At 44.0% G+C, this 23275-nt stretch carries 24 protein-coding genes; 2 read left to right on the forward strand and 22 right to left on the reverse strand.

All coding sequences use genetic code 11. From position 1 onward, the window contains the following. Positions 1-4: 4 nt before the first annotated feature. From VPNCDNU1_RS11795 to nagE, 9 genes are all read right to left on the reverse strand, one after another. A complete protein-coding gene (locus tag VPNCDNU1_RS11795) occupies positions 5-619 on the reverse strand; it encodes a YfgM family protein (protein WP_104400490.1) in 615 nt (204 codons plus the stop codon). A 12-nt stretch (positions 620-631) separates the two neighbouring features. Further along, positions 632-1900, reverse strand: coding sequence for a histidine--tRNA ligase (hisS, locus tag VPNCDNU1_RS11800; RefSeq protein WP_104400491.1), 1269 nt, complete (start codon positions 1898-1900; stop codon positions 632-634). Between the two features lie 17 nt (positions 1901-1917). Next, entirely contained in the window at positions 1918-3042 is a 1125-nt protein-coding gene (ispG, locus tag VPNCDNU1_RS11805) for a flavodoxin-dependent (E)-4-hydroxy-3-methylbut-2-enyl-diphosphate synthase (protein WP_104400492.1), read from the reverse strand. Between the two features lie 25 nt (positions 3043-3067). Beyond that, on the reverse strand, positions 3068-4066 hold the full coding sequence (gene rodZ, locus VPNCDNU1_RS11810) for a cytoskeleton protein RodZ (protein ID WP_104400493.1): 999 nt from the start codon (positions 4064-4066) through the stop codon (positions 3068-3070). Further along, on the reverse strand, positions 4056-4811 hold the full coding sequence (gene pilW / locus VPNCDNU1_RS11815) for a type IV pilus biogenesis/stability protein PilW (protein ID WP_104400494.1): 756 nt from the start codon (positions 4809-4811) through the stop codon (positions 4056-4058). The genes rodZ and pilW overlap by 11 nt, the downstream gene beginning before the upstream one ends. Before the next feature lie 45 nt (positions 4812-4856). Further along, complete coding sequence (locus tag VPNCDNU1_RS11820) at positions 4857-5975, reverse strand: bifunctional tRNA (adenosine(37)-C2)-methyltransferase TrmG/ribosomal RNA large subunit methyltransferase RlmN (RefSeq protein ID WP_104400495.1); 1119 nt, start codon at positions 5973-5975, stop codon at positions 4857-4859. 241 nt (positions 5976-6216) lie between these two features. Next, positions 6217-6648 carry a nucleoside-diphosphate kinase gene (gene ndk / locus VPNCDNU1_RS11825; RefSeq protein WP_101110824.1) on the reverse strand — a complete coding sequence of 144 codons (432 nt, stop codon included), beginning with the start codon at positions 6646-6648 and terminating at the stop codon, positions 6217-6219. 82 nt (positions 6649-6730) lie between these two features. After that, entirely contained in the window at positions 6731-8023 is a 1293-nt protein-coding gene (pepB, locus tag VPNCDNU1_RS11830) for an aminopeptidase PepB (RefSeq protein WP_104400496.1), read from the reverse strand. A 316-nt stretch (positions 8024-8339) separates the two neighbouring features. Next, positions 8340-9794, reverse strand: coding sequence for an N-acetylglucosamine-specific PTS transporter subunit IIBC (gene nagE, locus VPNCDNU1_RS11835; RefSeq protein WP_104400497.1), 1455 nt, complete (start codon positions 9792-9794; stop codon positions 8340-8342). 181 nt (positions 9795-9975) lie between these two features. Here nagE and VPNCDNU1_RS11840 point away from each other — a divergent pair, with 181 nt between their 5' ends. Beyond that, positions 9976-10854 (forward strand): LysR substrate-binding domain-containing protein, encoded by an 879-nt coding sequence (locus VPNCDNU1_RS11840; RefSeq protein WP_104400498.1) that lies wholly within the window; start codon positions 9976-9978, stop codon positions 10852-10854. A 29-nt stretch (positions 10855-10883) separates the two neighbouring features. On the opposite strand, the gene iscX is transcribed toward VPNCDNU1_RS11840, so the two are convergent. The 9 genes from iscX to trmJ form a co-directional block, all read right to left on the reverse strand. Further along, positions 10884-11084 (reverse strand): Fe-S cluster assembly protein IscX, encoded by a 201-nt coding sequence (iscX, locus tag VPNCDNU1_RS11845; RefSeq protein ID WP_101110826.1) that lies wholly within the window; start codon positions 11082-11084, stop codon positions 10884-10886. Between the two features lie 12 nt (positions 11085-11096). Then, on the reverse strand, positions 11097-11435 hold the full coding sequence (gene fdx / locus VPNCDNU1_RS11850) for an ISC system 2Fe-2S type ferredoxin (protein ID WP_101110827.1): 339 nt from the start codon (positions 11433-11435) through the stop codon (positions 11097-11099). A gap of 24 nt (positions 11436-11459) precedes the next feature. Continuing rightward, positions 11460-13313, reverse strand: coding sequence for a Fe-S protein assembly chaperone HscA (gene hscA, locus VPNCDNU1_RS11855; protein WP_104400499.1), 1854 nt, complete (start codon positions 13311-13313; stop codon positions 11460-11462). A gap of 13 nt (positions 13314-13326) precedes the next feature. Then, the gene (gene hscB, locus VPNCDNU1_RS11860; protein WP_104400500.1) at positions 13327-13842 is read right to left on the reverse strand and encodes a co-chaperone HscB; all 516 of its coding nucleotides are present in this window, start codon (positions 13840-13842) and stop codon (positions 13327-13329) included. A gap of 104 nt (positions 13843-13946) precedes the next feature. Continuing rightward, on the reverse strand, positions 13947-14270 hold the full coding sequence (gene iscA, locus VPNCDNU1_RS11865; protein ID WP_101110830.1) for an iron-sulfur cluster assembly protein IscA: 324 nt from the start codon (positions 14268-14270) through the stop codon (positions 13947-13949). Between the two features lie 64 nt (positions 14271-14334). Beyond that, positions 14335-14718 carry a Fe-S cluster assembly scaffold IscU gene (iscU, locus tag VPNCDNU1_RS11870; protein ID WP_101110831.1) on the reverse strand — a complete coding sequence of 128 codons (384 nt, stop codon included), beginning with the start codon at positions 14716-14718 and terminating at the stop codon, positions 14335-14337. Positions 14719-14751: 33 nt separating this feature from the next. Continuing rightward, positions 14752-15966, reverse strand: a complete 1215-nt coding sequence (locus VPNCDNU1_RS11875; RefSeq protein ID WP_104400501.1) for an IscS subfamily cysteine desulfurase — start codon at positions 15964-15966, stop codon at positions 14752-14754. Positions 15967-16016: 50 nt separating this feature from the next. Next, positions 16017-16523, reverse strand: coding sequence for a Fe-S cluster assembly transcriptional regulator IscR (gene iscR, locus VPNCDNU1_RS11880; protein ID WP_104400502.1), 507 nt, complete (start codon positions 16521-16523; stop codon positions 16017-16019). A 113-nt stretch (positions 16524-16636) separates the two neighbouring features. Further along, on the reverse strand, positions 16637-17368 hold the full coding sequence (gene trmJ / locus VPNCDNU1_RS11885) for a tRNA (cytosine(32)/uridine(32)-2'-O)-methyltransferase TrmJ (RefSeq protein ID WP_104400503.1): 732 nt from the start codon (positions 17366-17368) through the stop codon (positions 16637-16639). 232 nt (positions 17369-17600) lie between these two features. On the opposite strand from trmJ, the gene suhB reads away from it, so the two are divergent. Then, a complete protein-coding gene (suhB, locus tag VPNCDNU1_RS11890) occupies positions 17601-18404 on the forward strand; it encodes an inositol-1-monophosphatase (protein ID WP_101110835.1) in 804 nt (267 codons plus the stop codon). A gap of 454 nt (positions 18405-18858) precedes the next feature. Here suhB and secF read toward each other — a convergent pair whose 3' ends face one another. The 4 genes from secF to tgt all read right to left on the reverse strand — a co-directional run bounded on the left by secF (position 18859) and on the right by tgt (position 23245). Further along, entirely contained in the window at positions 18859-19806 is a 948-nt protein-coding gene (gene secF / locus VPNCDNU1_RS11900) for a protein translocase subunit SecF (protein WP_104400504.1), read from the reverse strand. A gap of 9 nt (positions 19807-19815) precedes the next feature. Then, positions 19816-21672 (reverse strand): protein translocase subunit SecD, encoded by a 1857-nt coding sequence (gene secD, locus VPNCDNU1_RS11905; RefSeq protein ID WP_104400505.1) that lies wholly within the window; start codon positions 21670-21672, stop codon positions 19816-19818. Positions 21673-21693: 21 nt separating this feature from the next. Further along, entirely contained in the window at positions 21694-22026 is a 333-nt protein-coding gene (gene yajC, locus VPNCDNU1_RS11910) for a preprotein translocase subunit YajC (protein ID WP_101110838.1), read from the reverse strand. A gap of 88 nt (positions 22027-22114) precedes the next feature. Continuing rightward, positions 22115-23245 carry a tRNA guanosine(34) transglycosylase Tgt gene (tgt, locus tag VPNCDNU1_RS11915; protein WP_104400506.1) on the reverse strand — a complete coding sequence of 377 codons (1131 nt, stop codon included), beginning with the start codon at positions 23243-23245 and terminating at the stop codon, positions 22115-22117. Positions 23246-23275 lie beyond the last annotated feature (30 nt).

Raw genomic sequence — 23275 nt, forward strand, 5'->3', positions numbered from 1 at the left:
ACCCTTACTTCGCCAGATCGTCCAGCTTCATTTGCAGAGTCTGGCTCGCATCTGATTGCTGTTGTGCTTCTGAGTAGGCAGCATAAGCACCTTCAGGATTCCCCTGACGAAGCAAGATATCACCTTTAAGCTCTGCAACACGACCTGCCCAACCCGCTTCTTTAATCGAATCAAGCTGAGTAAGCGCTTCGTCGTACTTTTCTTGTTCTGCAAGTACGCGAGAAGTACGTACTGTAAGCAAAGAAACGATAGCCGTATCTTTTGTGTTTGCTTTAGCCCAGTTTAACTGCTCTAGAGCCTTGTCCAGCTCTCCCGCTTCAACAAATGCTTTTGCTAGTTGCAGCGCAGCTAATACTGAATATTGAGATTCTTTATTCGCTTCAATAAACGCCAGCGCATCAGATGATGACTCTGCACCAGAGTTCTGTATTTGAGTCAGTACTTTATCGTACGCTTGAGAAGCTGCACCTTGCGCTTCTGCTTGCGAATCCTGATAAAAACGCCAGCCAAAGATACCGCCTAAGCCAACCACCGCACCTACGATGACCGCTTTACCATTCTCTTTCCACCATTCTTTAATGGCTTCTACCTGTTGTTCTTCAGTATCGTAGAGTTCCACGTCCTGTCCTCTTTAGATCAAATGCTTAAGTTGCTCGGCAACGTCTGCCTGTGCAACTGTTGTTTGTTCGCCACCTGTTAAGTCTTTAACGACTACAGTACCTTCCGCTACTTCGTTTTCACCAAGTACCAAGGCTACTACCGCGCCAACTTTGTCAGCACGCTTAAATTGTTTCTTGAAATTACCGCCACCGAAGTGCGTCATCACGCGTATACCCGGCAATGACTCTCGAAGTTGTTCTGCCAGCTTCATGTTGGCCATTAAGGTGCCTTCACCAGCACTTACCATGTACACATCGACTGCGCGACGCGTTTCTGCCAGATCTAGTTCTTCTAACATAAGAACTAAGCGCTCTAACCCCATAGCAAAACCAACTGCGGGGGTAGACTTACCGCCCAACTGCTCGACAAGCCCGTCGTAACGACCGCCGCCGCATACTGTGCCTTGAGCACCTAAGCTTTCGGTAATCCACTCAAAAACGGTACGATTGTAATAATCCAAACCACGCACAAGACGCTGGTTAACTTGGTATTCGATACCGGCAGCGTCGAGAAGTTCACACAATCCAGCAAAATGTGCTTTAGATTCTTCGTCAAGGTAATCGGACAGCTGAGGTGCATCAACTAGAATCGCTTGAATATCTGCATTTTTGGTATCCAGAACACGTAGCGGGTTCGTATGCATACGACGTTTACAATCTTCATCGAGAATATCGATGTGCTGCTCAAGGAATTCAATTAACGCAGTACGATAGTTAGCACGAGCCTCTAATGAACCAATTGAATTTAACTCTAGACGCACGTGTTTTTCGATACCGAGTTCTCGCCATAGACGCGCGGTCAGCATGATCAGCTCAGCATCGACGTCGGGACCATTCAGACCGAACACTTCCACACCACACTGGTGGAATTGACGATAACGACCTTTTTGAGGACGCTCGTGACGAAACATTGGTCCCATATACCACAAACGCTGCTCTTGGTTATACAGCAAACCATTTTCAATACCTGAACGAACGCAACCAGCCGTCCCTTCTGGGCGCAAAGTCAGGCTATCGCCATTGCGGTCTTCAAAGGTGTACATCTCTTTTTCAACAACGTCGGTCACTTCACCGATGGCGCGGCTAAATAGATGAGTCATCTCAACGATAGGCATGCGAACTTCACTGTATCCGTACGCACTGATTACATGTTTAACCGCGCTCTCCACTTTTTGCCAAAGAGGAGATTGTGTAGGGAGGCAGTCATTCATGCCTCTGATTGCTTGTATCGTTTTTGCCACAGTTATTACCGTCGAGATTATTGTTTATCGATTAAATTGATGTCGATGCGATTGCTTTCATCAAGCACCGACGCTTTTGCACGAATTTTTGCTTCGAGCTTGCTAACCAAATCTTCATTATCAAAGCGTTCTTTTTGACGTTTACCGTCTTCATAAAAAGCGCTTTTCTTGTGACTTCCAGCTAGCCCTAAATGGGAAACTTCTGCTTCACCTGGACCATTTACCACACAACCAATGATAGAGACATCCATAGGTGTAATAATGTCTTCCAAGCGTTCTTCTAAAGCATTGACTGTGTTGATCACATCAAATTCTTGACGAGAACAACTAGGGCAAGCAATAAAGTTAATACCACGAGACCGAATTCGAAGGGACTTTAGAATATCGAATCCGACTTTAATTTCTTCCACTGGATCGGCTGCCAAAGAGATTCGAAGTGTATCTCCGATGCCTTCATTCAGTAGCATGCCAAGGCCCACTGCGGATTTAACCGATCCTGCACGCGCACCGCCAGCTTCAGTTATACCTAGGTGAAGCGGTTGATCAATCTCTTTCGCTAGAAGGCGATAAGAATCAACGGCTAAAAAGACATCTGATGCTTTTACACTGACTTTGAACTGATCGAAATTCAAACGATCGAGGTAATCAACATGGCGCATTGCTGATTCTACCAGCGCTTCAGGTGTAGGTTCACCGTACTTCACTTGCAGATCTTTTTCCAAAGAACCGCCATTAACGCCTATACGAATAGGGATATTTTTATCGCGAGCACAATCGACAACCGATTTCACTCGCGCTTCATTACCGATGTTACCTGGGTTTATTCTTAAGCAGTCAACACCATACTCCGCGACTTTCAATGCAATTCGGTAGTCGAAATGAATATCGGCCACTAACGGAACATCAACTTGCTGCTTTATGAGTTTAAAGGCTTCTGCTGCTTCCATAGTTGGAACAGAAACGCGAACAATATCAGCGCCAACGGTTTCCAGAGACTTAATTTGAGCCACTGTTGCTTCAACATCCGTTGTTCTGGTGTTGGTCATGGACTGTACCGCGATAGGGGCACCGTCACCGATCGGCACATCACCCACATATATGCGGGTCGATGCACGACGTTTAATAGGGGATTCGTGTTGCATAATGGCTTTTAGACTTACTCAGCTTCTAGGGTAATTTGAATCTTGCTACTTTGCCTGCAGTATACCCAGAAAGGTCTACAGCTTCACCAGCAAATGTCATTGAAACACCTTCAGGTGCACCTAATATTACGCTGTATGGAGCCTTGCCACTTAAAGAAAGTTGGTGACCCGCTTTTTTTACACCCGTAGCAAGTACTTTGCCTTCTGCGTCTTTTACCTGAATCCAGCAATCAGCCGAAAACGACATTGAAACTGGGTTAGCAGATGCCGGAGAATCTGAAAGAGCGATGTTAGTACTCTCAGACGATTCAGCATCAGATGACTCGTTTGATAAAGAAGACGAAACGTCACTTGTTGCTGTATCGGTAACTGAGCTATCAGTGTCTGAAGATTCGGTATTTGAAGAGTTGTTAACTTCTTCGTTGGCAGATGTCGTGTCTTCTGTTGAAACAGCTGCATTGGCAGCTGGCTCAACCTCTTCATTCTGTTGAACTGGTTGAGCTGAAGCGACATTGAGTTCTCTCTGTGCTTCAAGCACCGCCAAATCAGCTTCTGATTCTTGAGAAAGGGAATCTGATGAAGAGGTCAGCTCCGAAACTGAAAGTGTGTCTAGGCTCTGATTTTGCCACCACCACACAGAAGATATGCCCACCAGAACAGCCAGCACCCCCCAGGTAATCAACATGATTCGACTGTCGTGTTTTTCTCGATTGGTTTTTCTCGAAAAGCTCTGCATGGACTGTTCTTTATGATTCACCTCTTCTTCCAAAAGTGGCAAAACATCATCATCACTTAGTCCAACGGCCTTGGCGTAAGATCGCAAATAGCCACGGGTAAAAGTGGCTACTTGGTCTGACTTGAAGTTGTTATCTTCAATGTTTTGTATCACCGCCAAGCGGAGACGAAGACGGTCAGCAATGTCTTTTTGCGTTAACCCCAGCTTCTCTCGCTGTTGGCGCAGTACATCGCCAGGAAGTGGCAATGTAGAAATAGTCATATTTTCTGCAGTTTGTTCAATACTCATTCGCTACGTACTTCTGATATTGAATCGAGTCTGGGTATTTGTCTTTTAATACGCTCGCGTACTTACTTACAAGAGTGTTATTGCCTGCTTGTTTTTCTAATTCAATTAGCAAGCCCAAACTCGAAGCTTTATACCCATATCTATTATGAAATTTTAAAAGTCTAACCCTAGCTTCCCGATACTTTGCTTTTTGAATTTCTATTTGTGTTAGCTGAAGTATAGAAACAACACGGTTTGGGTCATGATCCAAAGAACGGGCAAAATAATACTCAGCTTTATCCTGATCGCCGCTTTTCAGCGCACACATTGCCGCATTTTGATAGCTGGCTGCAATCAGGTAGTAATATGGCTGTTCAATAGCACGGTTAAAGAATGCATCGGCTTCATCGTATCGACCGATTTTACAAAGAAACGTACCGTAGTTATTGAGTACATCACCGTTCTTAGGCGACTCCCTAAGTGCCTTTTTATAGGCTTGCTCTGCCTGACCAGTCTCGCCAACTTCTTGATAAAAGTGAGCCATTGCGATCAGTGAACGATAATAATCTGGTGCGTAGCTTACTGCTGTTTCAAGATTTTCTCTTGCCCGAATCATATCTTTGGACTCAAGATAACTTAAACCTAAGCTTATACGCGCTTCCGCCGCCTTTATCTTATCAAACTGATTATTAGCGGATTGTTCAGTAACTGTAACACAACCTACTAACAAACTAACCAGAAATATGTTCGCAATTCTCACTAACATCACACTCCCTTACTATCTGGGGAGTCTTTCTGGTCAATTATCAACTCAGATTGACTTCACCTCGATTGGTTCCCCGTGCTGTTTAAGTTTTGTCCGTTTTGTTCGATCGATCACATCTCCAACTAGCTGACCGCAAGCTGCATCAATGTCATCACCACGAGTTTTACGCACAGTTACCGTGTAATCATATTTCATCAACGTTTTCATAAAACGGTCGATGCGTGAGTTACTCGGCTTGCGGTATGGTGAACCAGGATAAGGGTTAAAAGGAATCAAATTTATCTTCGACGGAGTATCTTTTAACAATTCTGCGAGTTGTCTTGCATGTTCCATATCATCATTCACATGATCAAGCAGAACATACTCAATCGTAACTTTGCCACGGTTGGCATTGGATGACGCAATATAGCGTCTAACGGAATTGAGAAAATCCTCGATGTCCCAGCGATCATTAATAGGCATGATCTCACTTCGAAGCTCATCATTTGGTGCGTGTAAAGAAATGGCCAGTGCAACATCGATGTTCCCTGTCATTTGATCGAGGCCAGAAACTACCCCTGACGTTGAAACCGTCACGCGTCGCTTTGATAAACCAAAACCTAAGTCATCAAGCATGATCTCCAAAGAAGGGATCAGGTTTTTCATGTTCAGTAGCGGTTCGCCCATTCCCATCATCACAACATTGGTAATTGGGCGGCGACCCGTTTCTTTTTGCAATCCAATCTCTCTTGCTGCGCGCCAAACTTGGCCAATAATTTCTGAAACTTTTAGATTGCGGTTGAATCCTTGTTGAGCGGTAGAGCAAAATTTACACTCAAGTGCGCAGCCAACTTGGGAGGACACACAAAGTGTCGCTCTATCAGCATCAGGGATATACACCGTTTCGACATCTTGATCACCAACGCGCATAGCCCATTTGATGGTTCCATCAGTAGAGTGCTGAGCTTCAGAGACATAAGGCGCACGAATTTCTGAAACACGCATAAGCTTCTCTCGAAGCTTCTTATTGAGATTGGTCATGTTCTCAAAATCGTCTACACCAAAATGGTAGATCCACTTCATGACCTGATCAGCACGAAATGCTTTCTCGCCTAATTCATCGGCGAAGTATTTTCGTAGCCCTTTACGGTCAAAATCCAGTAGATTTACTTTTTCGGTGCTCATGTTGTCTCTCGCAGGTGTAACTGTATTTAAGGGCGCGAATTGTACAGCCTTTACCCAGTGACAACAAGGGGGCGAAAGTAAGGTTATTTATAAAGGATTAATTTCAAATTGTTTAATTTTTAAACAGAAGAAAAATAACGAGTATGAAGTGCTATATTGCGGGAAAACGGGAAAGGATTTTTGAAGCATTGCACCTATGAATAGCCATAAGTGCAATGATGAATTCACACTCTAGAAAGGATTAATCTTCTCGAGGGCAAATTTCAGACGCAGGGAAGAAAAACTCTATTTCTCGCGCTGCTGATTCAGGGCTATCACTTCCGTGAACGGAGTTGTAACGCATGCTTACCGCGTAATCGGCACGAATGGTTCCACATGCTGCTTCTTCAGGGTTCGTTTTACCCATTAACTCACGGTATCGAGCAATGGCATTTTCACCTTCAAGTACTTGAACCATAATCGGTCCAGATGTCATGAACTCTTTCAAACCTTCAAAGAAAGGCTTGCCTTCATGCTCGGCATAAAACCCACTTGCTTGGTCATCTGATAGATGAACCATTTTAGCAGCGATAATTCTTAAGCCTGCTTTTTCAAATCGATGGTAGATTTCACCGACAAGATTTCTTTTTACAGCATCGGGCTTAATGATGGAAAACGTTCTTTCTAGAGCCATAAGATGTCCTTCGTTCTTTCGTTATAGTATCCGAGGGTTACATTTAATTTGCTTCCCTCGGATTTTTTAAGTTGAATTCAGTTTATTTCGCTTGTTCTGTCAAAATTCGAGCAAGTGTACGTACACCCATACCCGTTGCGCCAGCCGACCATTTGTCACTCGCACTCTTACGATACGTGCCAGCACAGTCGAAATGCAACCAACCTTTCTTGTAGTCATTCACAAAATACGACAAAAAGGCTGCAGCAGTACTCGCACCAGGAGAATAGTGACCGCTACTGATGTTTGACAAATCAGCAAAGTTTGAAGGCAACATTGAACGGTGGAAATCCGCCAGAGGCAGAGGCCATAACCCCTCACGCTCTTCAACTGCATAACCTACTGCCTTGGATGACAGTTGCTGGTCAAATGACAACAGCGCATGGTAATCGTTACCCAATGCATTCTTAGCTGCACCCGTCAGAGTCGCGCAGTCGATTATCAGTTCTGGGTTTTGTTCGCTAGCAAATAAAAGACCATCAGCGAGAACTAAGCGCCCTTCTGCATCGGTATTCATGATTTCGACAGTCTTGCCATTTTTATAGGTGATGATGTCACCTAGCTTGAAAGCTCGACCTGAAATCATATTTTCAGCACAACAAAGGATTAATTTCACACGCTTGTTAAGCCCGCGAAGGATAGCCAAACCAAGACCACCCGTAATCGTACCCGAACCACCCATGTCAGCTTTCATGGCATCCATGAATCCTGAAGGCTTAATGCTGTAACCGCCTGAATCAAATGTAATACCTTTACCAACTAAACAAGCAAAAACAGGCGCATTTTCGTCACCCGTTGGGTTGAAGTCCAATTGAAGCATTGCAGATGTACGTTCAGAACCACGACCAACCGCGTAAATGCCTTCCCAACCTTCTGTTAGCAAGTCTTTGTCTTTAACGATTCGGTAAGTCACATGCTCTGGCGCTAGAGATTTAATAAACTCACCGGCCATAGTTGCTAGTTGACGAGGTGCAACTTCTTCAGCACTTTTGTTGATGATATCTCGAACCCAGTTTCCTGCCTTGATGCGAGAATTCAATTCGTGTTGAGCACTCTCTTCAAGATCAACCCACTCAACAGTATTGGTATTTTTAGGACCGCGGTAGCCTTGGTAAAACGCCCAAATGCTCTCCACATCCCAGCCTTCACCTTGCAAAAATACGGATTTAATTCCTTGACCATCCAGTTTGCGACCTGCGCGCTGAATCACGTCGACTAACTCACCATCGGTGTGGTGAATTGTTGTACCTTGTTCTGTAAAAGATAAAATTGCTTTTTCGCCCCATTGAGGGAGTGCCGCTTGTGATGAAATGAATACCGGCATTTGTGTAGACATGATTTCTCCTTGTCTTGTCATCGTAATCTTCGCTGATTTCTATTACGACTTTGTTTCTTTTTACGAGTTGAGGAATGTTAGCATTATGTTCGTAGAAAATGTCATCCGGATAACAAAAACAAGTACCGATGAGCACTTTTTCTAGCAAATAATGTTTTGTGAGTTGCTAAGGCTTAAATCTTGGGATGGGTATGCGAGTAAGGTTTAAAGAATTCAACAAGCAAAGCATTGAGGAGAAAAAGCACAGCATGTTGACTAAGCATACTGTGCTTGAGGGGGAAATGGTGAGGTGAATCACCATCGTTTACATTTCAATTTAGCTTTGCAGCGCCTTCTTCATTTGCTCTGCAACCTTGTCAACTTTACCCAGACCAACAATCACTTGCAGTCCACCTTTTCCTATCGTTACCACTCCTGCTGCACCTAGCTGCTTCAGCGTCTCTTTGTCTGCAATAGACGAGTCTTTCACGGATAGACGCAGGCGCGTTATACAGTTATCAACTTCAAGGATATTCTCCGCACCGCCAATCGCGGTAATGTAATCCTCGGTAAGCGTTTCGATGTTGGTTTCTATCGCGTTAGCGTCTTCTTCTTCGCCACGACCTGGTGTCCGAAGATTGAACTTGATGATAGCGAAGCGGAAAACAGCATAGTAAATACCAAAGAAGACTAAACCTTGAAGAATCAACATGTACCACTGCGTTGCCAACGGGTTTTGACTGGACAACACGAAATCAACAAAACCTGCGGAGAAGCCAAAGCCAGCCATCCACTCCATAGTTGCCGCGATATACATTGAGATACCAGTTAACACCGCATGAATGACATAAAGCATAGGAGCTAGGAACATAAAACTAAACTCTAGCGGCTCAGTTATACCAGTGAAGAAAGAAGCCATGCCCGCAGCTAACATAATAGAGAACGTTTTGTTCTTGTTCTTTGCATCTGCACAGTGATACATAGCTAATGCAGCGGCTGGTAAGCCAAACATCATAATTGGGAAGAACCCTGCTTGATACATACCTGTCTGCCCGACAACCGCTGTACCGTTAGCAATAGATTGCGCTCCTCCAAGGAAATTAGGTATATCGTTAATGCCTACTACATCAAACCAAAATACTGGATAAAGGGCATGGTGCATGCCTATGGTCAGTAAAATACGGTTGAAAAAGCCAAAAAGCCCAGCTCCAATCGCCCCCATTGCTTCAAGCTTAGTGCCAAATGCAATTAAAGCATCAAACACAACAGGCCAGATATATAAAAGAATGAAGGCCAAAACCATACCCGCAATGGACGTTAAAATAGGAACCAGACGCTTACCACTGAAAAATGCTAGCGCCTTAGGCAGCTCGACACCAGAATATCGGTTGTAGATTTCCGCAGAAAGAATACCAACCAAAATGCCGATGAACTGATTATTGATTCGGTCAAATGCTGCGGGAACCTCTTCAGTCCCTCCCATCAGCTGCGCGATTGCTTCTGGGTTTAGCAAAGTCATCAACACTGTAAAACAAACGAAACCTGAAAGCGCCGCAGAACCACTTTTATCTCGGCTTAAACCAAAGGCGACACCAATTGCAAATAGCAACGCCATACTGTCTATAATGGCGCTCCCTGAACGAATTAAAAATGCGGCCAGAGTACTTTCTGCCCCCCAGCCCACCGGGTCAATCCAATAGCCTACTCCCATCAGGATTGCAGCAGCAGGCAGCGTGGCAACTGGCACCATAAGCGCCTTACCTACTTTTTGCATATATCCGAGTATATTCATAACACCCCCAAACAATTAAACATTCAATTTTTTAATGCACCAGTAAAGATTCAACATATTCATGTGTACCGATAAACTGATAACAAAAGTGATTTAGCTAGATTAAATGCAATTTGGAGAGTGAACTCAAACGAAACTCAAGCTAACATGGATTAATTATTTTAATGCATAGGATTACACCTTGGCCAGTAAAGAAATACTGCTAAGAAATTTGCACACCTTCCATATGGCAGCAAAAACGTTGAGTTTCACTCTTTCAGCAAAAACACTGAATCTGACTCAAAGTGCGGTTAGCCATAGAATTAAAGCGTTGGAAAATGAGTTAGGGTTCAACCTCTTTGTTAGGGGAACAAGAAAGCTGACTCTAACCCCTGAGGGCGAGCGTTTTAACAGTACTCTTTCAACATCTCTCAATTCTATTTTTAATGAAATTGGAGAGATAAGAACATCGGATCTCGGGGGGAAAATAACGCTTGCGACTGCACCTAACTTTGCCAGTGGGTGGCTTCTGCCACGCTTATCTGATTTCAAGAAAAAGCACCCTAACTTTAACTTAAATATCATTGCTCAAGAAAACACTCAGGACTTTTCTCGCCACAATATAGAGTTGGCCATTTTCTATGATACCGACCAGCACACTAACATGTTCAGACAACGTTTATTTGGAGAGAAATACATTCCAATTTGCACCCCACAATACGCGAAAGAATACCGTTTGTATGAAGATGGGCTCGAATCACTTCATCGAATAAACTTTATTCATGCGCTAGGTTCTGATGTTTGGCAAAGGTGGATGAAGCACATGCGGCTCGATGTTGGTATCTTCAATCAATTTTATTGTGTCAGTCATCGAGAGATGAGCGTTATAAGCGCACGGCATGGGCTAGGTGTCGCCATTGGGCGCTATCAATTCGTGAAAGAGTATCTGGAATCAGGAGAGTTGGTTTCGCCTTACCCAGCAATGGAAACTCACTTAGGGTACGACTTACTATGCCCTAAAGGAACGGAAGAAAGACCTAAAATTAAAACCTTTATAAAATGGATAGAGAGCCAAGTATAATCGGCTCTCTATCACGGCAGTTCGCTGTTTTAGTCCGCTTCATCCATCCAGCAGAGGATAATCGCTTCTAGAATTTTTTCATTTGATCGGCTTGGATCATCTTCAAACTCTTCTAACTCACAAATCCAGCGATGCAAATCCGTAAAACGCACAGTTTTAGGATCGGTGTCAGGAAAAAGATCGCATAGCTCAATTGCGATGTCTCTCGAGTCTGTCCATTTTAAGCTCATTTCACTTCCTTATTAATGATCTTCAGCTGCATGATTCAGTGTGTACTTCGGGATTTCGACGACCAAGTCTTCATCGGTGATCACCGCTTGGCAACCTAAGCGGGACTCAGGCTCTAAACCCCATGCTTTATCCAGCATGTCATCTTCAAGCTCTTCGCTCTCGTCTAATGAATCGAATCCTTCACGTACAACGATATGACAAGTAGTACAGGCACAGGATTTCTCACAAGCATGCTCGATTCCGATGCCATTTTTCAACGCAACATCAAGAACAGTCTGACCAGTTTGTCCTTCTAATACCGCGCCTTCTGGGCAAAGGTCTTCATGGGGTAAAACAATAATCTTTGGCATTTTAAATTCTCAAACTTATAACTGTTATATGTCATCAACTGATTGACCAGATAACGCTGATCGAATCGATTTGTCCATGCGACGAGACGCAAAATCTTGACTGGCTTTGTCCGTCTCTTTGATGCCTTGCTCAATCGCATCGGCATTGTCTTGGTTACGTAACGCAATCAGAGCTTCTATCGATTTCAGCAACACCTGCCTTTCTTCCTCAGAAAGCAACTCATCACCATCAATTTGCAATGCTGAAACAAGACCTTCGATAACACGATCTGCTTCAACCCTTTGCTCAGCAAGTGCTCTAGCGTGCATGTCTACTTTTGCGTAGGTCATGGAGTCTTTCAGCATGTTAGCGACTTCATCATCACTCAAACCATACGATGGCTTCACTTGGATTTCAGCCTGTACGCTAGTGCTCTTTTCCATGGCAGTTACTGACAGCAAACCATCCGCATCAACCTGATAAGTCACACGTATGTGCGCCGCACCAGCCGCCATTGGTGGTATACCTTTTAGTGAGAATTTGGCTAATGAGCGACAATCGTCAATCATTTCACGCTCACCTTGTGCAACATGAACGAGCATGCCCGTTTGCCCGTCTTTAAACGTAGTAAATTCTTGAGCTTTAGCGACTGGAATTGTGGTGTTTCTTGGGATGATTTTTTCAACCAAGCCGCCCATGGTCTCAATCCCCAATGATAAAGGGATCACGTCAAGCAGTAGCATCTCAGAATCAGGCTTATTACCCGCTAATATATCCGCTTGAATGGCAGCCCCAATAGCAACAACCTCATCCGGATTTATGCTCGTGAGCGGCGTTTGTCCAAAGAACTCACCAACCATGTCACGAACATGGAGCGTGCGCGTTGAACCACCAACCATCACAACTTCTTGTATTTCATCTGTTGAAACTCCTGCATCTTTTAGCGCACGGCGGCAAGAAAGCAGTGTTTTCTTAACAAGTGGTTGAATGAGTTCATTGAACGTTTCACGAGACAACGAACCAGACCAAGATCCAAATATCACATCTGTAGATTCAGAGTTTGATAGCTCGATTTTCGCTTGAGTCGCAACGTCCAGTAATACACGTTGTTGTTCATTGGAAAGCGTACCTAAAGTATTTGACTGCTCTTTAATGTAGTCCGCCACTATGTGGTCAAAGTCATCACCACCTAGGGCTGAATCGCCACCAGTGGCTAGGACTTCAAAAACACCTTTGGATAAGCGAAGAATGGAAATATCAAACGTTCCTCCGCCCAAATCGTAAACGGCGATCACGCCTTCCTGAGCGGAATCGAGTCCATAAGCGATGGCTGCTGCTGTTGGCTCGTTCAACAATCGAAGAACATTCAATCCCGCAAGTGTAGCGGCATCTTTCGTACCTGCGCGCTGCGCATCGTCAAAATACGCAGGAACCGTAATCACTACGCCGGTCAACTCTCCACCGAGCGCTTCCTCTGCACGTTTACCCAATGCTTGCAAAATTTCAGAAGAAACCTGGATTGGATTAACGTTACCTTTTGATGTCTCAATTAATGGCAGACCATTTTCACTTTCAATAAAAGTATAAGGAAGAGAGGGGTAGCGTGTTTGAATATCATCTAAAGAACGACCAATAAGCCGTTTAGCGGAAATAATCGTTTGCTTGGGATCGGACTGAGCGTGCTCACGCGCTTTTTCTCCGACTAATGTAGTATCAGAACCATAATAGACAACCGATGGCAAAATGCTTTCATTCTGCTCATCGACTAATGGCTTTGCTGTTCCGCTAAGAACAGATGCCACCAGTGAGTTCGTCGTCCCCAAATCAATACCAGCCGCCAAACGATGCTCGTGTGGCGCTGAACTTTGACCCGGTTCTGCAATTTGAAGTAATGCCATTGAATGTCCTTTATTATCCGAGCAGTTTGTCTTCTAACTGCTCTATTTCATTTTGTAATTTGGCAATAAATTTTAGCTTACGAATACCATTCGCAGCGTTTTCCAGTGTATTGTCAGTTAATGACTGAACCATCTCGCTCAGAAGCGATTGATACAGTTTACTGACCTTTTTCTCAAAATCGAATAATTCAGATTCAGGATCTGATGATGACTCAATATCCTCTAACGCTTCCCTTAGCTCCATCTGTTCCATTAAAAACATAGGATCTTGCATCGTATTTTGCTCATTCCGAATATCTACTCCTTTAAGCGAAAGAAGGTATTCAGCACGAGAAATCGGTTGTTTTAGTACTTGGAAAGCATCATTGATTTGCGCCGCTTTTTGCACAGCAAGAAGACGATCTCGCTCGGATGCAGTAGCGAATTTGTCTGGATGGAATTGGCGTTGAAGCTCTCTAAACTGAGTGGATAACGCAGCAACATCGAGATCAAACTGGCGAGAAATACCAAACAATTCAAAATGATCCATTTTCTGACTCTCAGTGAAATCTGGGCAAAAAATAAAGATAAGTGGAAAGTACAAAACGCAGCGTTCACTGCGTTTTAATTCGATGTATTTGTTGAGCTTATTTGTCAGACATTAAAGCTTTCGCCACAACCACATTCGCCTTTGACGTTAGGGTTGTTAAACTGAAAACCTTCATTCAAGCCTTCTTTTACGAAGTCCAACTCAGTTCCATCTAGGTATACCAAGCTTTTAGGATCAATGATTATTTTTACATTGTCCTGCTCAAAAATTTCATCTTCTTCATTAAGAACATCAACAAATTCGAGAACATAAGCCATTCCAGAGCAACCTGTGGTTTTCACCCCAAGTCTTAAACCGATGCCTTTGCCTCGATTATCTAGAAATGATCTGACCCGGCTTGTCGCCGCTTCTGTCATGGTAATGGCCATACTGCAACCTGCTAATCTTTAGTGAAATTAAAATGGAAGAAGCGCTAACTTCTTCCATTTACAACTATGACTCGTGTTTCTTTTTGTAATCAGAAACAGCAGCTTTAATTGCATCCTCAGCAAGGATAGAACAGTGAACTTTTACCGGTGGAAGTTCAAGTTCTTCAGCAATTTCTGCATTTTTGATAGCCGCTGCTTCGTCAATACTCTTACCTTTCACCCATTCGGTGATTAGAGAGCTAGAAGCAATAGCACTACCGCAGCCATAAGTTTTAAATTTCGCGTCTTCAATAATGCCTTCAGAAGACACTTTGATTTGCAGTTTCATAACGTCGCCACATGCTGGCGCGCCAACCATACCACTACCAATAGATGGGTCTTCTTTATCGAATGAACCAACGTTGCGTGGGTTTTCGTAATGGTCTATAACTTTTTCGCTGTATGCCATAATTTTTACCTCGAATCCTCTATATCCTTGAGACTAGTGGTGAGCCCATTCAACTGTGCTCAAATCTACACCTTCTTTGTACATATCCCATAGAGGAGACATGTCGCGCAGTTTGTCCACTGCAACACGAATCTTTTCAACGGCGTAATCAATGTCTTCTTCTGTCGTTAAACGACCAAAAGAAAAACGAATGGAGCTATGCGCTAGCTCGTCATCCAACCCTAGAGCACGTAGGACATACGAAGGCTCAAGGCTTGCAGATGTACATGCAGAGCCAGAAGAAACCGCAAGGTCTTTCAGTGCCATAAGCAAAGATTCACCCTCTACAAATGCAAAGCTGATATTGAGGTTGTGTGGAACGCGTTGCTCTAGATCACCATTGATCGTCAATGCTTCCATTCCTTCAAGACCTTTCAACATACGATCACGCAATGACTTTGCATGGTCGAAATCTTTTTGCATTTCTTCTTTTGCAATACGGAAGGCTTCACCCATACCAACAATTTGGTGAGTCGCCAAAGTACCAGAACGGAAACCACGCTCGTGACCGCCACCATGAATTTGCGCTTCTAAGCGAATACGTGGTTTACGACGAACGTACAATGCACCAATACCCTTAGGACCGTATGCTTTATGCGCAGACATAGAAATAAGATCGACTTTCATTTCCTGAACATCTAGTGGCACTTTGCCAGCAGATTGTGCAGCATCAACATGAAAGATAATCTTGCGCTCACGGCAAAGTTCGCCGATAGCAGAAATGTCCTGAATGACACCGATTTCGTTGTTAACATGCATGATAGACACCAAAACGGTATCTTCTCGCATTGCCGCTTGAAGTTTATTCAGATCAATAATGCCATTGGATTCTGGCTCAATGTATGTCACTTCATAACCTTCACGCTCTAGCTGACGGCACGGATCAAGAACCGCTTTATGTTCGGTTTTACACGTAATAACGTGCTTACCTTTTTTGCCGTAAAAGTGCGCTGCACCTTTAATTGCTAGGTTGTCAGATTCTGTTGCGCCCGAGGTAAAAATAATTTCTCTTGGGTCAGCATTTAATAGTTCAGCGATTTGCTCACGAGCAGTGTCTACTGCTTCTTCTGCCTGCCAGCCATAACGATGAGAACGAGATGCAGGGTTACCAAACGTCCCATCCATCGTCATGTACTGAACCATTTTTTCAGCAACGCGCACATCAACTGGGCATGTTGCTGAGTAATCAAAATAAATGGGCAGTTTCATTTGTTACTCCAATGTAATATTGTCCGCTTAAGCGGTTATATAGACGCTATCTATGAGCGTACATTTACACCGATGGGAGCGGTGCTTGTATTTTTTTGTCCAAACCCATGATTGATCACCAAGTCGATACCTTGACGATCAGATATTTCTAATACTTCATTATCCAACATCAACTCACCCAGAGTGATATTGTTTAAAAACTCACTAATTCTAGCACTCAAGTCACGCCAAAGTGTGTGAGTTAGGCAGCGAGAGCCACCTTGACAGTCTGCTTTACCATTACATTTAGTTGCATCGACAGATTCATCTACGGCAGCAATCACCATACCGACTGCAATATCATTCGCATCAGTACCAAGACGATAACCGCCTCCAGGCCCGCGTACACTCGCAACTAAACCAGCTTTACGTAACTTAGAAAATAATTGTTCTAAGTAAGATAAAGAAATACCCTGACGCTCTGAAATATCAGCCAGCGGCACTGGGCTTTCTTGTGAATGCAGAGCAACATCTAACATTGCCGTTACTGCATACCTTCCTTTAGATGTAAGTCTCATATCACACCGTATCCACAGTAAGTTTGTGGATAGAATTTTTCCATACCCGACTAAATTGGTCAAGTATTTATTTGACTGTTTTAGTCAAGTATTTAACCATGAGGTTTTGGTGGTTATTTTTTATTCGGCAGATTCTTTTGTACGGACGTTAAAATCCCTCTAAGAATGTTGATTTCTTGGGCTTCAGGGCGCGCTCTAGAAAATAAACGTCGTAATTTGTTCATCACCTGACCAGGATTTCTGTCATCTAGAAACTGAGTTTGAGTGATGACTTTTTCAAGGTGCTCATAGAACATCTCAAGTTCTTTGTGTCTAGGGTAATCGTTTTCTTGTTGGCTTGGGTGCTCACTTGCAACGTCATTGAGATGGGCGACTCGTACTTCATATGCCAAGGTCTGAACAGCCATAGCAAGATTCAAAGAACTGTATTCTGGGTTAGCTGGGATACAAACATGAAAATGACAACGTTGTAATTCGTCGTTGGTTAATCCCGTTCTTTCTCGCCCAAATACAAGGGCAACAGGATGGCTTTTGCCTTCTAGAGCGAATAGCTCACCGCACTCTCGGGGTTCCAACATAGGCCATTCTAATGTTCTAGAACGAGCACTGGAACCAACTACAAGACCGCAGTCTTCGACTGCTTCTTCTAGTGTATTCACTACTTTTGCGTTAAGGGCAATTTCACTAGCACCAGCTGCTAAAGCAACAGATTGAGAGTCGACTTCACATTGAGGATCAACCAAGACCATGTTGGACAGCCCCATCACTTTCATTGCACGCGCTGCGCTACCAATATTTCCTGAGTGTGAGGTACCGACGAGAACAACTTTTACTTGGTCTAACATGGTGTAATTTACCGACTATTTAAAAACCGCGAAATAGTATCACAACACTTTAAAAAAGGTTATCCCTCTCCCTCAGACAGCAGTAGATTCCTTCACATTGCTGAAAACTGACAACCAAGTTGATCGTTCAAAACAAGTTTAAGGCTCAAAAAATAACCACTTCCTTTTTACCGATACTCTGATATACTCCCCGCCGCTTTATCGTTCTTTAACATCCGTTGGGAAAAACTGTATGCATCCAATGCTTAACATTGCTATTCGCGCTGCGCGAAAAGCGGGCAATCATATTGCTAAATCACTAGAAAACGCTGACAAAATTGAATCTACTCAAAAAGGCAGCAATGACTTTGTTACTAACGTAGACAAAGAAGCAGAAGCTCTGATCATCGATACCATTAAAGCCTCTTACCCAGAGCACTGTATCGTTGCAGAAGAAAACGGTCTTATCGAAGGTAAAGATAAGGACGTACAATGGATCATCGACCCACTGGATGGCACGACAAACTTCTTAAAAGGTCTACCTCACTTCTCTGTATCAATTGCTGTTCGAATGAAGGGCAAAACAGAAGTGGCTTGCGTATATGACCCAATGCAAAATGAGCTGTTCACTGCTCAGCGCGGCTCTGGCGCTCAACTAAACAATGCTCGTATCCGAGTAACACCACTTAAAGACCTTCAAGGTACTGTTTTAGCAACAGGCTTCCCATTCAAGCAAAAGCAGCACTCAGAATCTTACATGAAGATTGTTTCTGGTCTGTTCACTGAATGTGCCGATTTCCGACGTACAGGCAGTGCAGCACTTGATTTGTGTTACCTAGCTGCAGGTCGTGTAGATGGTTTCTTTGAGCTTGGCTTAAAACCTTGGGACATGGCTGCGGGTGAACTTATTGCTCGTGAAGCGGGTGCTATCCTAACTGACTTTGCAGGCGGCACAAACTACATGCAGTCTGGTAACATTGTTGGCTCTAGCCCACGCGGTGTAAAAGCAATTCTAAAACACATCCGCGAAAACGGTAATGAAGCTATCCTGAAGTAATTCTTCACTGTCACAGGCTGAATTTCTAAAACACCCAAGTAACTAAACGCTCTCAAGCAGCAAAGTTACTTGGGTGTTTTTTTATTGTCACTTGCAAAGTGTCTAGGGTCTGTTGACCTTTCGAGATGATTTTTGCAGCAATTTGTGGGGGATTTATACAAGGCAAAGCTCATTCGGTGTAGTCGCTCTACATCAATGAGCGATAACGCAGTAGAAATAAGCCACAAATGCTGCCCGAAGGGTTCGTTTCTATGCCTTTTACTCTTTGTTGCAAGGTATTTGCTTAGAATGACTAGGCGTCACACCTTGCGCCGCGATTAAAAGGCATAGAACTCGAACAAAATTTAACCACGAAAGGTCAACAGACCCTAACCTTATATCAGCCCACAACTCCAGAATACAAAAAAGCCACCTGAGTCAGGTGGCTTTAAGATAAGACTTAGTTGTCTGTGGACTAAGGTAACTCTTCGAGTTCTTCGCCTTCTTTCTCGATCTGAGGAGGCATAAGGTGCTCGCGAGTAATGCCAAGCTTCAGGGCTAATGCAGAAGCTACGTAAATAGAAGAGTACGTACCCACTGTAATACCAAGAAGTAGCGCTGTAGCGAAACCATGAATCATCGCTCCACCTTGAGTAAACAACGCGATAACCACAAACAAAGTGGTACCAGATGTAATCAAGGTACGGCTTAGAGTTTGAGTTACAGAGCTGTTCATTACCTCTGCAGGTTCACCTTTACGCATCTTACGGAAGTTTTCTCGGATACGGTCAAATACAACGATAGTATCGTTGAGTGAGTACCCGACAACCGTTAGCAAGGCGGCTACGATGGTTAAATCAACCTCGATTTGCAGTAAGGAGAACACCCCTAGCGTGATGATAACGTCGTGTGCCAATGCCAATACGGCACCTGCTGCTAAACGCCATTCGAAGCGGATTGATACATAGATCAAAATACAAATAAGCGCAGTCAGAATCGCCAGACCACCTGCTTCTGTTAGCTCATCACCCACATTAGGACCGACAAACTCAATACGACGCATTTCTAGGTTTTCGCCAGTGCCCTCTTTTATAGCATCAAGAATTTGATTACCAAGAGTTTCACCTTTTACTCCATCACGCGGACGAAGGCGAACCATTACGTCACGAGATGAACCGAAATTCTGAACGGTCGCGTCACCGAAGCCTTTTGCTTCAAGCGCCGCACGTACAGCTTCCAAGTTTGCTGGTTGCTCAAAACCGACTTCAATCAGCGTACCACCGGTAAAGTCCAGCCCCCAGTTCAACCCTTTACCAGCTAGTGTGCCTATTGCACCCACGATAAGTAAAACAGAAAGAACAAAGGCACCTTTTGACCAACGCATGAAGTCGATCATTTTGTCTGTTTTCAATATCTGAAACATGATAATTCCTTAGATCGACAACTTGTTGATGCGCTTGCCGCCATAAAGTAGGTTCACGACACAACGTGTACCAATAATGGCAGTAAACATGGAGGTTAAAATACCGATAGACAGTGTGACAGCGAAGCCTTTAATCGCACCCGTACCTACTGCAAATAGAATGATTGCAGTGATCAGAGTGGTGATGTTGGCATCGGCTATGGTACTGAATGCGTTCGCATAACCTTGGTGAATCGCTTGCTGAGGGTTTCGACCATCACGGAGCTCCTCTCGAATACGCTCAAATATGAGTACATTCGCATCTACAGCCATACCAACGGTCAGTACAATACCTGCAATACCCGGAAGCGTCATTGTCGCACCAGGAATCATCGACATCACACCAATAATCAAGATGATGTTAGCGATTAGCGCTAGGTTGGCAAAAATACCAAACTTACGGTAGTAAACCAGACAGAACAACATCACAGCAACCAAACCAAAGATACACGCTTGAATACCCATATCGATGTTTTGCTGTCCCATAGAAGGACCGATTGTACGCTCTTCAACAATGGAGATTGGCGCGATCAGTGCACCAGCACGAAGTAGCAACGCAAGGTTGTGAGCTTCTGCGGCAGAATCAATGCCAGTAATTCGGAAGCTTCTGCCAAGTGCCGTTTGAATGGTCGCTTGGTTAATGACTTCTTCATGCTTGTTGAGAATCACTTTGCCTTCAGGTGTACGGCGACCACTGTCTTTGTATTCAGCAAACACGGTAGCCATCAACTTGCCAACATTCTTCTTAGAGAAGCTGGACATCTTACTGCCACCTTCACTGTCTAAGTTAATGTTAACTTGCGGACGACCGTATTCATCGGCACTCGAACTTGCATCAGTGATGCTTGAACCGCCAAGAATAATGCGCTTTTTCAGAACAACAGGGCGACCATCACGATCAAACTTGATTTCACTGCCTGCAGGAGCACGACCACGCGCTGCCGCTGCCAAGTCAGCTTTATCATCCACTTCACGGAATTCGAGTGTAGCGGTTGCACCTAAGATTTCTTTCGCACGAGCAGTATCTTGAACACCAGGAAGCTCAACAACGATTCGGCTGGCACCTTGACGTTGAACTAATGGTTCAGCAACACCAAGCTCGTTCACACGATTACGCAAAATAGTAATATTTTGCTCAACGGCATAGTTACGAATTTCTTGCAAGCGCTGCTCGGTGAATGTGGCTTTAAGGGAAAAGCGGCTGCTTGTGCTGTTGTCGACAAAAATCATGTCTTGATGCGTTCTTTCAAGCAAGCTTTCAGCTTGTTCAAGCTGCTCTGCATCTCTTAAAACAATTTCAACGGCATCTTTACCTGATTTGCGAATAGCACGATAGCGAATACGTTGCTCACGTAATTCACTACGAAACGCTTCTTCTTGCTGACCAACAAGCTTTTCCATCGCAGCGTCCATGTCTACTTCCATAAGGAAGTGAACACCACCACGAAGATCCAGACCCAGCTTCATCGGCGTAGCGCCAATGGCATCTAGCCACTCTGGTGTAGCAGGTGCAAGGTTAAGAGCAACAATGGCTTCTTTTCCTAATGCTGTATTGATAGCATCACGCGCACTGATTTGAGTATCGGTATCTAAAAAGCGAACAAGAATGGAGCCATTTTCTAGTGCGATGGACTTTTTAGGGAGGTTTTCTTTTTCAAGAACTTCGGTAACAGCATCCAGCGTTGACATATCTACTGAGGCACCACGTGCCCCAGTAACTTGAATAGCCGGATCTTCACCATAAATATTCGGAAGTGCATACAATGCGCTGACAAGGATGAGAATCATCACCATCAGGTACTTCCACAAAGGATAACGGTTTAACACAGCGAGGATCCTTTAGCTGTTTTACAGAGATTTCAGTGTACCCTTTGGCAGCACTGCTGTAACAAAGTCTTTCTTAATAGTAACTTCGTTGTTGTCGTTCAATGCAATCGCAATGTAGTCGTTGTCTTCAGAGATTTTTGCAATCTTACCAACAAGACCACCATTGGTTAGCACTTCATCACCTTTCTGCATTCCTGCCATTAGGTTTTTGTGCTCTTTTGAGCGCTTAGCTTGTGGGCGGTAAATCATGAAGTAAAAAATAACCGCAAACATACCCAACATGATGATCATTTCAAAACCACCACCTTGTGGAGCACCTTCACCCGCGGCGTGTGCAACAGAAATCAAACTCATTGAGAAACATCCTCTATATTATTTTATTTAGTAGTCAATAAATTGGGACGTATTGCCCGACTTTCAAGAGCCAGGCAATAACGCACAACTATTTATTCAACGGTGGCACTTCGCGGTTGCGACGTGCGTAAAAATCTTCAACAAATTGGTCGAAGCGATCTTCATCGATGGCAGTACGGATACTTTCCATAACACGTTGGTAGTAACGTAGGTTGTGAATAGTATTCAATCTAGAACCAAGAATTTCATTACAACGGTCTAGATGATGCAAATACGCCTTTGAATAGTTTTGGCAAGTGTAACAGTCACACTCAGGATCCAAAGGGGTTGTATCGGTTTTATGTGTCGCATTGCGGATCTTGATCACACCACCAGTCACAAACAAGTGTCCGTTGCGCGCATTTCGTGTAGGCATCACACAATCGAACATATCGATACCACGGCGCACGCCTTCCACTAAGTCCTCTGGTTTACCAACCCCCATAAGGTATCTAGGCTTGTCTTCAGGTAACTGAGGGCAGGTATGCTCAAGCACTCTGTGCATGTCTTCTTTCGGTTCACCAACCGCTAATCCACCAACAGCATATCCATCAAAACCTATGTCTGTGAGGCCTTTAACCGACACGTCACGCAAATCTTCATAGACACCACCTTGAACAATACCAAACAAAGAGTTTTGGTTATCTAACTTGTCAAAATGGTCTCGGCTGCGTTGTGCCCAGCGAAGAGACATTTCCATGGATTTTTTAGCTTCGTCGTGCGTCGCAGGATATGGCGTACATTCGTCGAAAATCATGACAACATCAGAACCTAAATCTTTCTGAATTTCCATCGACTTTTCGGCGTCCATGAATATTCTGTCACCGTTTACAGGGTTGCGAAAATGCACCCCCTCTTCAGTGATTTTTCGGATATCGCCAAGGCTGAATACTTGAAAGCCGCCTGAATCCGTAAGAATAGGACCGTGCCAATTCATGAAATCGTGCAGATCACCATGCATTTTCATCACTTCTTGCCCTGGGCGCAGCCACAGGTGGAACGTATTGCCTAACAGAATTTCAGCGCCTGTCCCCTTCACTTCTTCAGGAGTCATCCCTTTTACGGTACCGTAAGTACCTACAGGCATAAATGCAGGGGTTTGAACGGTTCCACGTTCAAACGTAAGCTGCCCACGACGAGCATTACCATTTGTCTTTTTTAATTCGTATGTAAGTTTCACGAAGCCTCCAATACGCCAGAGAAACAATCT

The sequence above is a fragment of the Vibrio penaeicida genome (genome assembly GCF_002933855.1).
Classification (GTDB): Bacteria; Pseudomonadota; Gammaproteobacteria; order Enterobacterales; family Vibrionaceae; genus Vibrio; species Vibrio penaeicida_A.

What these genes read in the sequence shown, in the direction of transcription:
- ispG (WP_104400492.1), bottom strand. Translation starts at nt 3,042, where the DNA reads ATGCAACACGAATCCCCTATTAAACGTCGTGCATCGACCCGCATATAT.
- rodZ (WP_104400493.1), bottom strand. Translation starts at nt 4,066, where the DNA reads ATGAGTATTGAACAAACTGCAGAAAATATGACTATTTCTACATTGCCA.
- pilW (WP_104400494.1), bottom strand. Translation starts at nt 4,811, where the DNA reads ATGTTAGTGAGAATTGCGAACATATTTCTGGTTAGTTTGTTAGTAGGT.
- VPNCDNU1_RS11820 (WP_104400495.1), bottom strand. Translation starts at nt 5,975, where the DNA reads ATGAGCACCGAAAAAGTAAATCTACTGGATTTTGACCGTAAAGGGCTA.
- ndk (WP_101110824.1), bottom strand. Translation starts at nt 6,648, where the DNA reads ATGGCTCTAGAAAGAACGTTTTCCATCATTAAGCCCGATGCTGTAAAA.
- pepB (WP_104400496.1), bottom strand. Translation starts at nt 8,023, where the DNA reads ATGTCTACACAAATGCCGGTATTCATTTCATCACAAGCGGCACTCCCT.
- nagE (WP_104400497.1), bottom strand. Translation starts at nt 9,794, where the DNA reads ATGAATATACTCGGATATATGCAAAAAGTAGGTAAGGCGCTTATGGTG.
- iscX (WP_101110826.1), bottom strand. Translation starts at nt 11,084, where the DNA reads ATGAGCTTAAAATGGACAGACTCGAGAGACATCGCAATTGAGCTATGC.
- fdx (WP_101110827.1), bottom strand. Translation starts at nt 11,435, where the DNA reads ATGCCAAAGATTATTGTTTTACCCCATGAAGACCTTTGCCCAGAAGGC.
- hscA (WP_104400499.1), bottom strand. Translation starts at nt 13,313, where the DNA reads ATGGCATTACTTCAAATTGCAGAACCGGGTCAAAGTTCAGCGCCACAC.
- hscB (WP_104400500.1), bottom strand. Translation starts at nt 13,842, where the DNA reads ATGGATCATTTTGAATTGTTTGGTATTTCTCGCCAGTTTGATCTCGAT.
- iscA (WP_101110830.1), bottom strand. Translation starts at nt 14,270, where the DNA reads ATGGCCATTACCATGACAGAAGCGGCGACAAGCCGGGTCAGATCATTT.
- iscU (WP_101110831.1), bottom strand. Translation starts at nt 14,718, where the DNA reads ATGGCATACAGCGAAAAAGTTATAGACCATTACGAAAACCCACGCAAC.
- VPNCDNU1_RS11875 (WP_104400501.1), bottom strand. Translation starts at nt 15,966, where the DNA reads ATGAAACTGCCCATTTATTTTGATTACTCAGCAACATGCCCAGTTGAT.
- iscR (WP_104400502.1), bottom strand. Translation starts at nt 16,523, where the DNA reads ATGAGACTTACATCTAAAGGAAGGTATGCAGTAACGGCAATGTTAGAT.
- trmJ (WP_104400503.1), bottom strand. Translation starts at nt 17,368, where the DNA reads ATGTTAGACCAAGTAAAAGTTGTTCTCGTCGGTACCTCACACTCAGGA.
- suhB (WP_101110835.1), top strand. Translation starts at nt 17,601, where the DNA reads ATGCATCCAATGCTTAACATTGCTATTCGCGCTGCGCGAAAAGCGGGC.
- secF (WP_104400504.1), bottom strand. Translation starts at nt 19,806, where the DNA reads ATGTTTCAGATATTGAAAACAGACAAAATGATCGACTTCATGCGTTGG.
- yajC (WP_101110838.1), bottom strand. Translation starts at nt 22,026, where the DNA reads ATGAGTTTGATTTCTGTTGCACACGCCGCGGGTGAAGGTGCTCCACAA.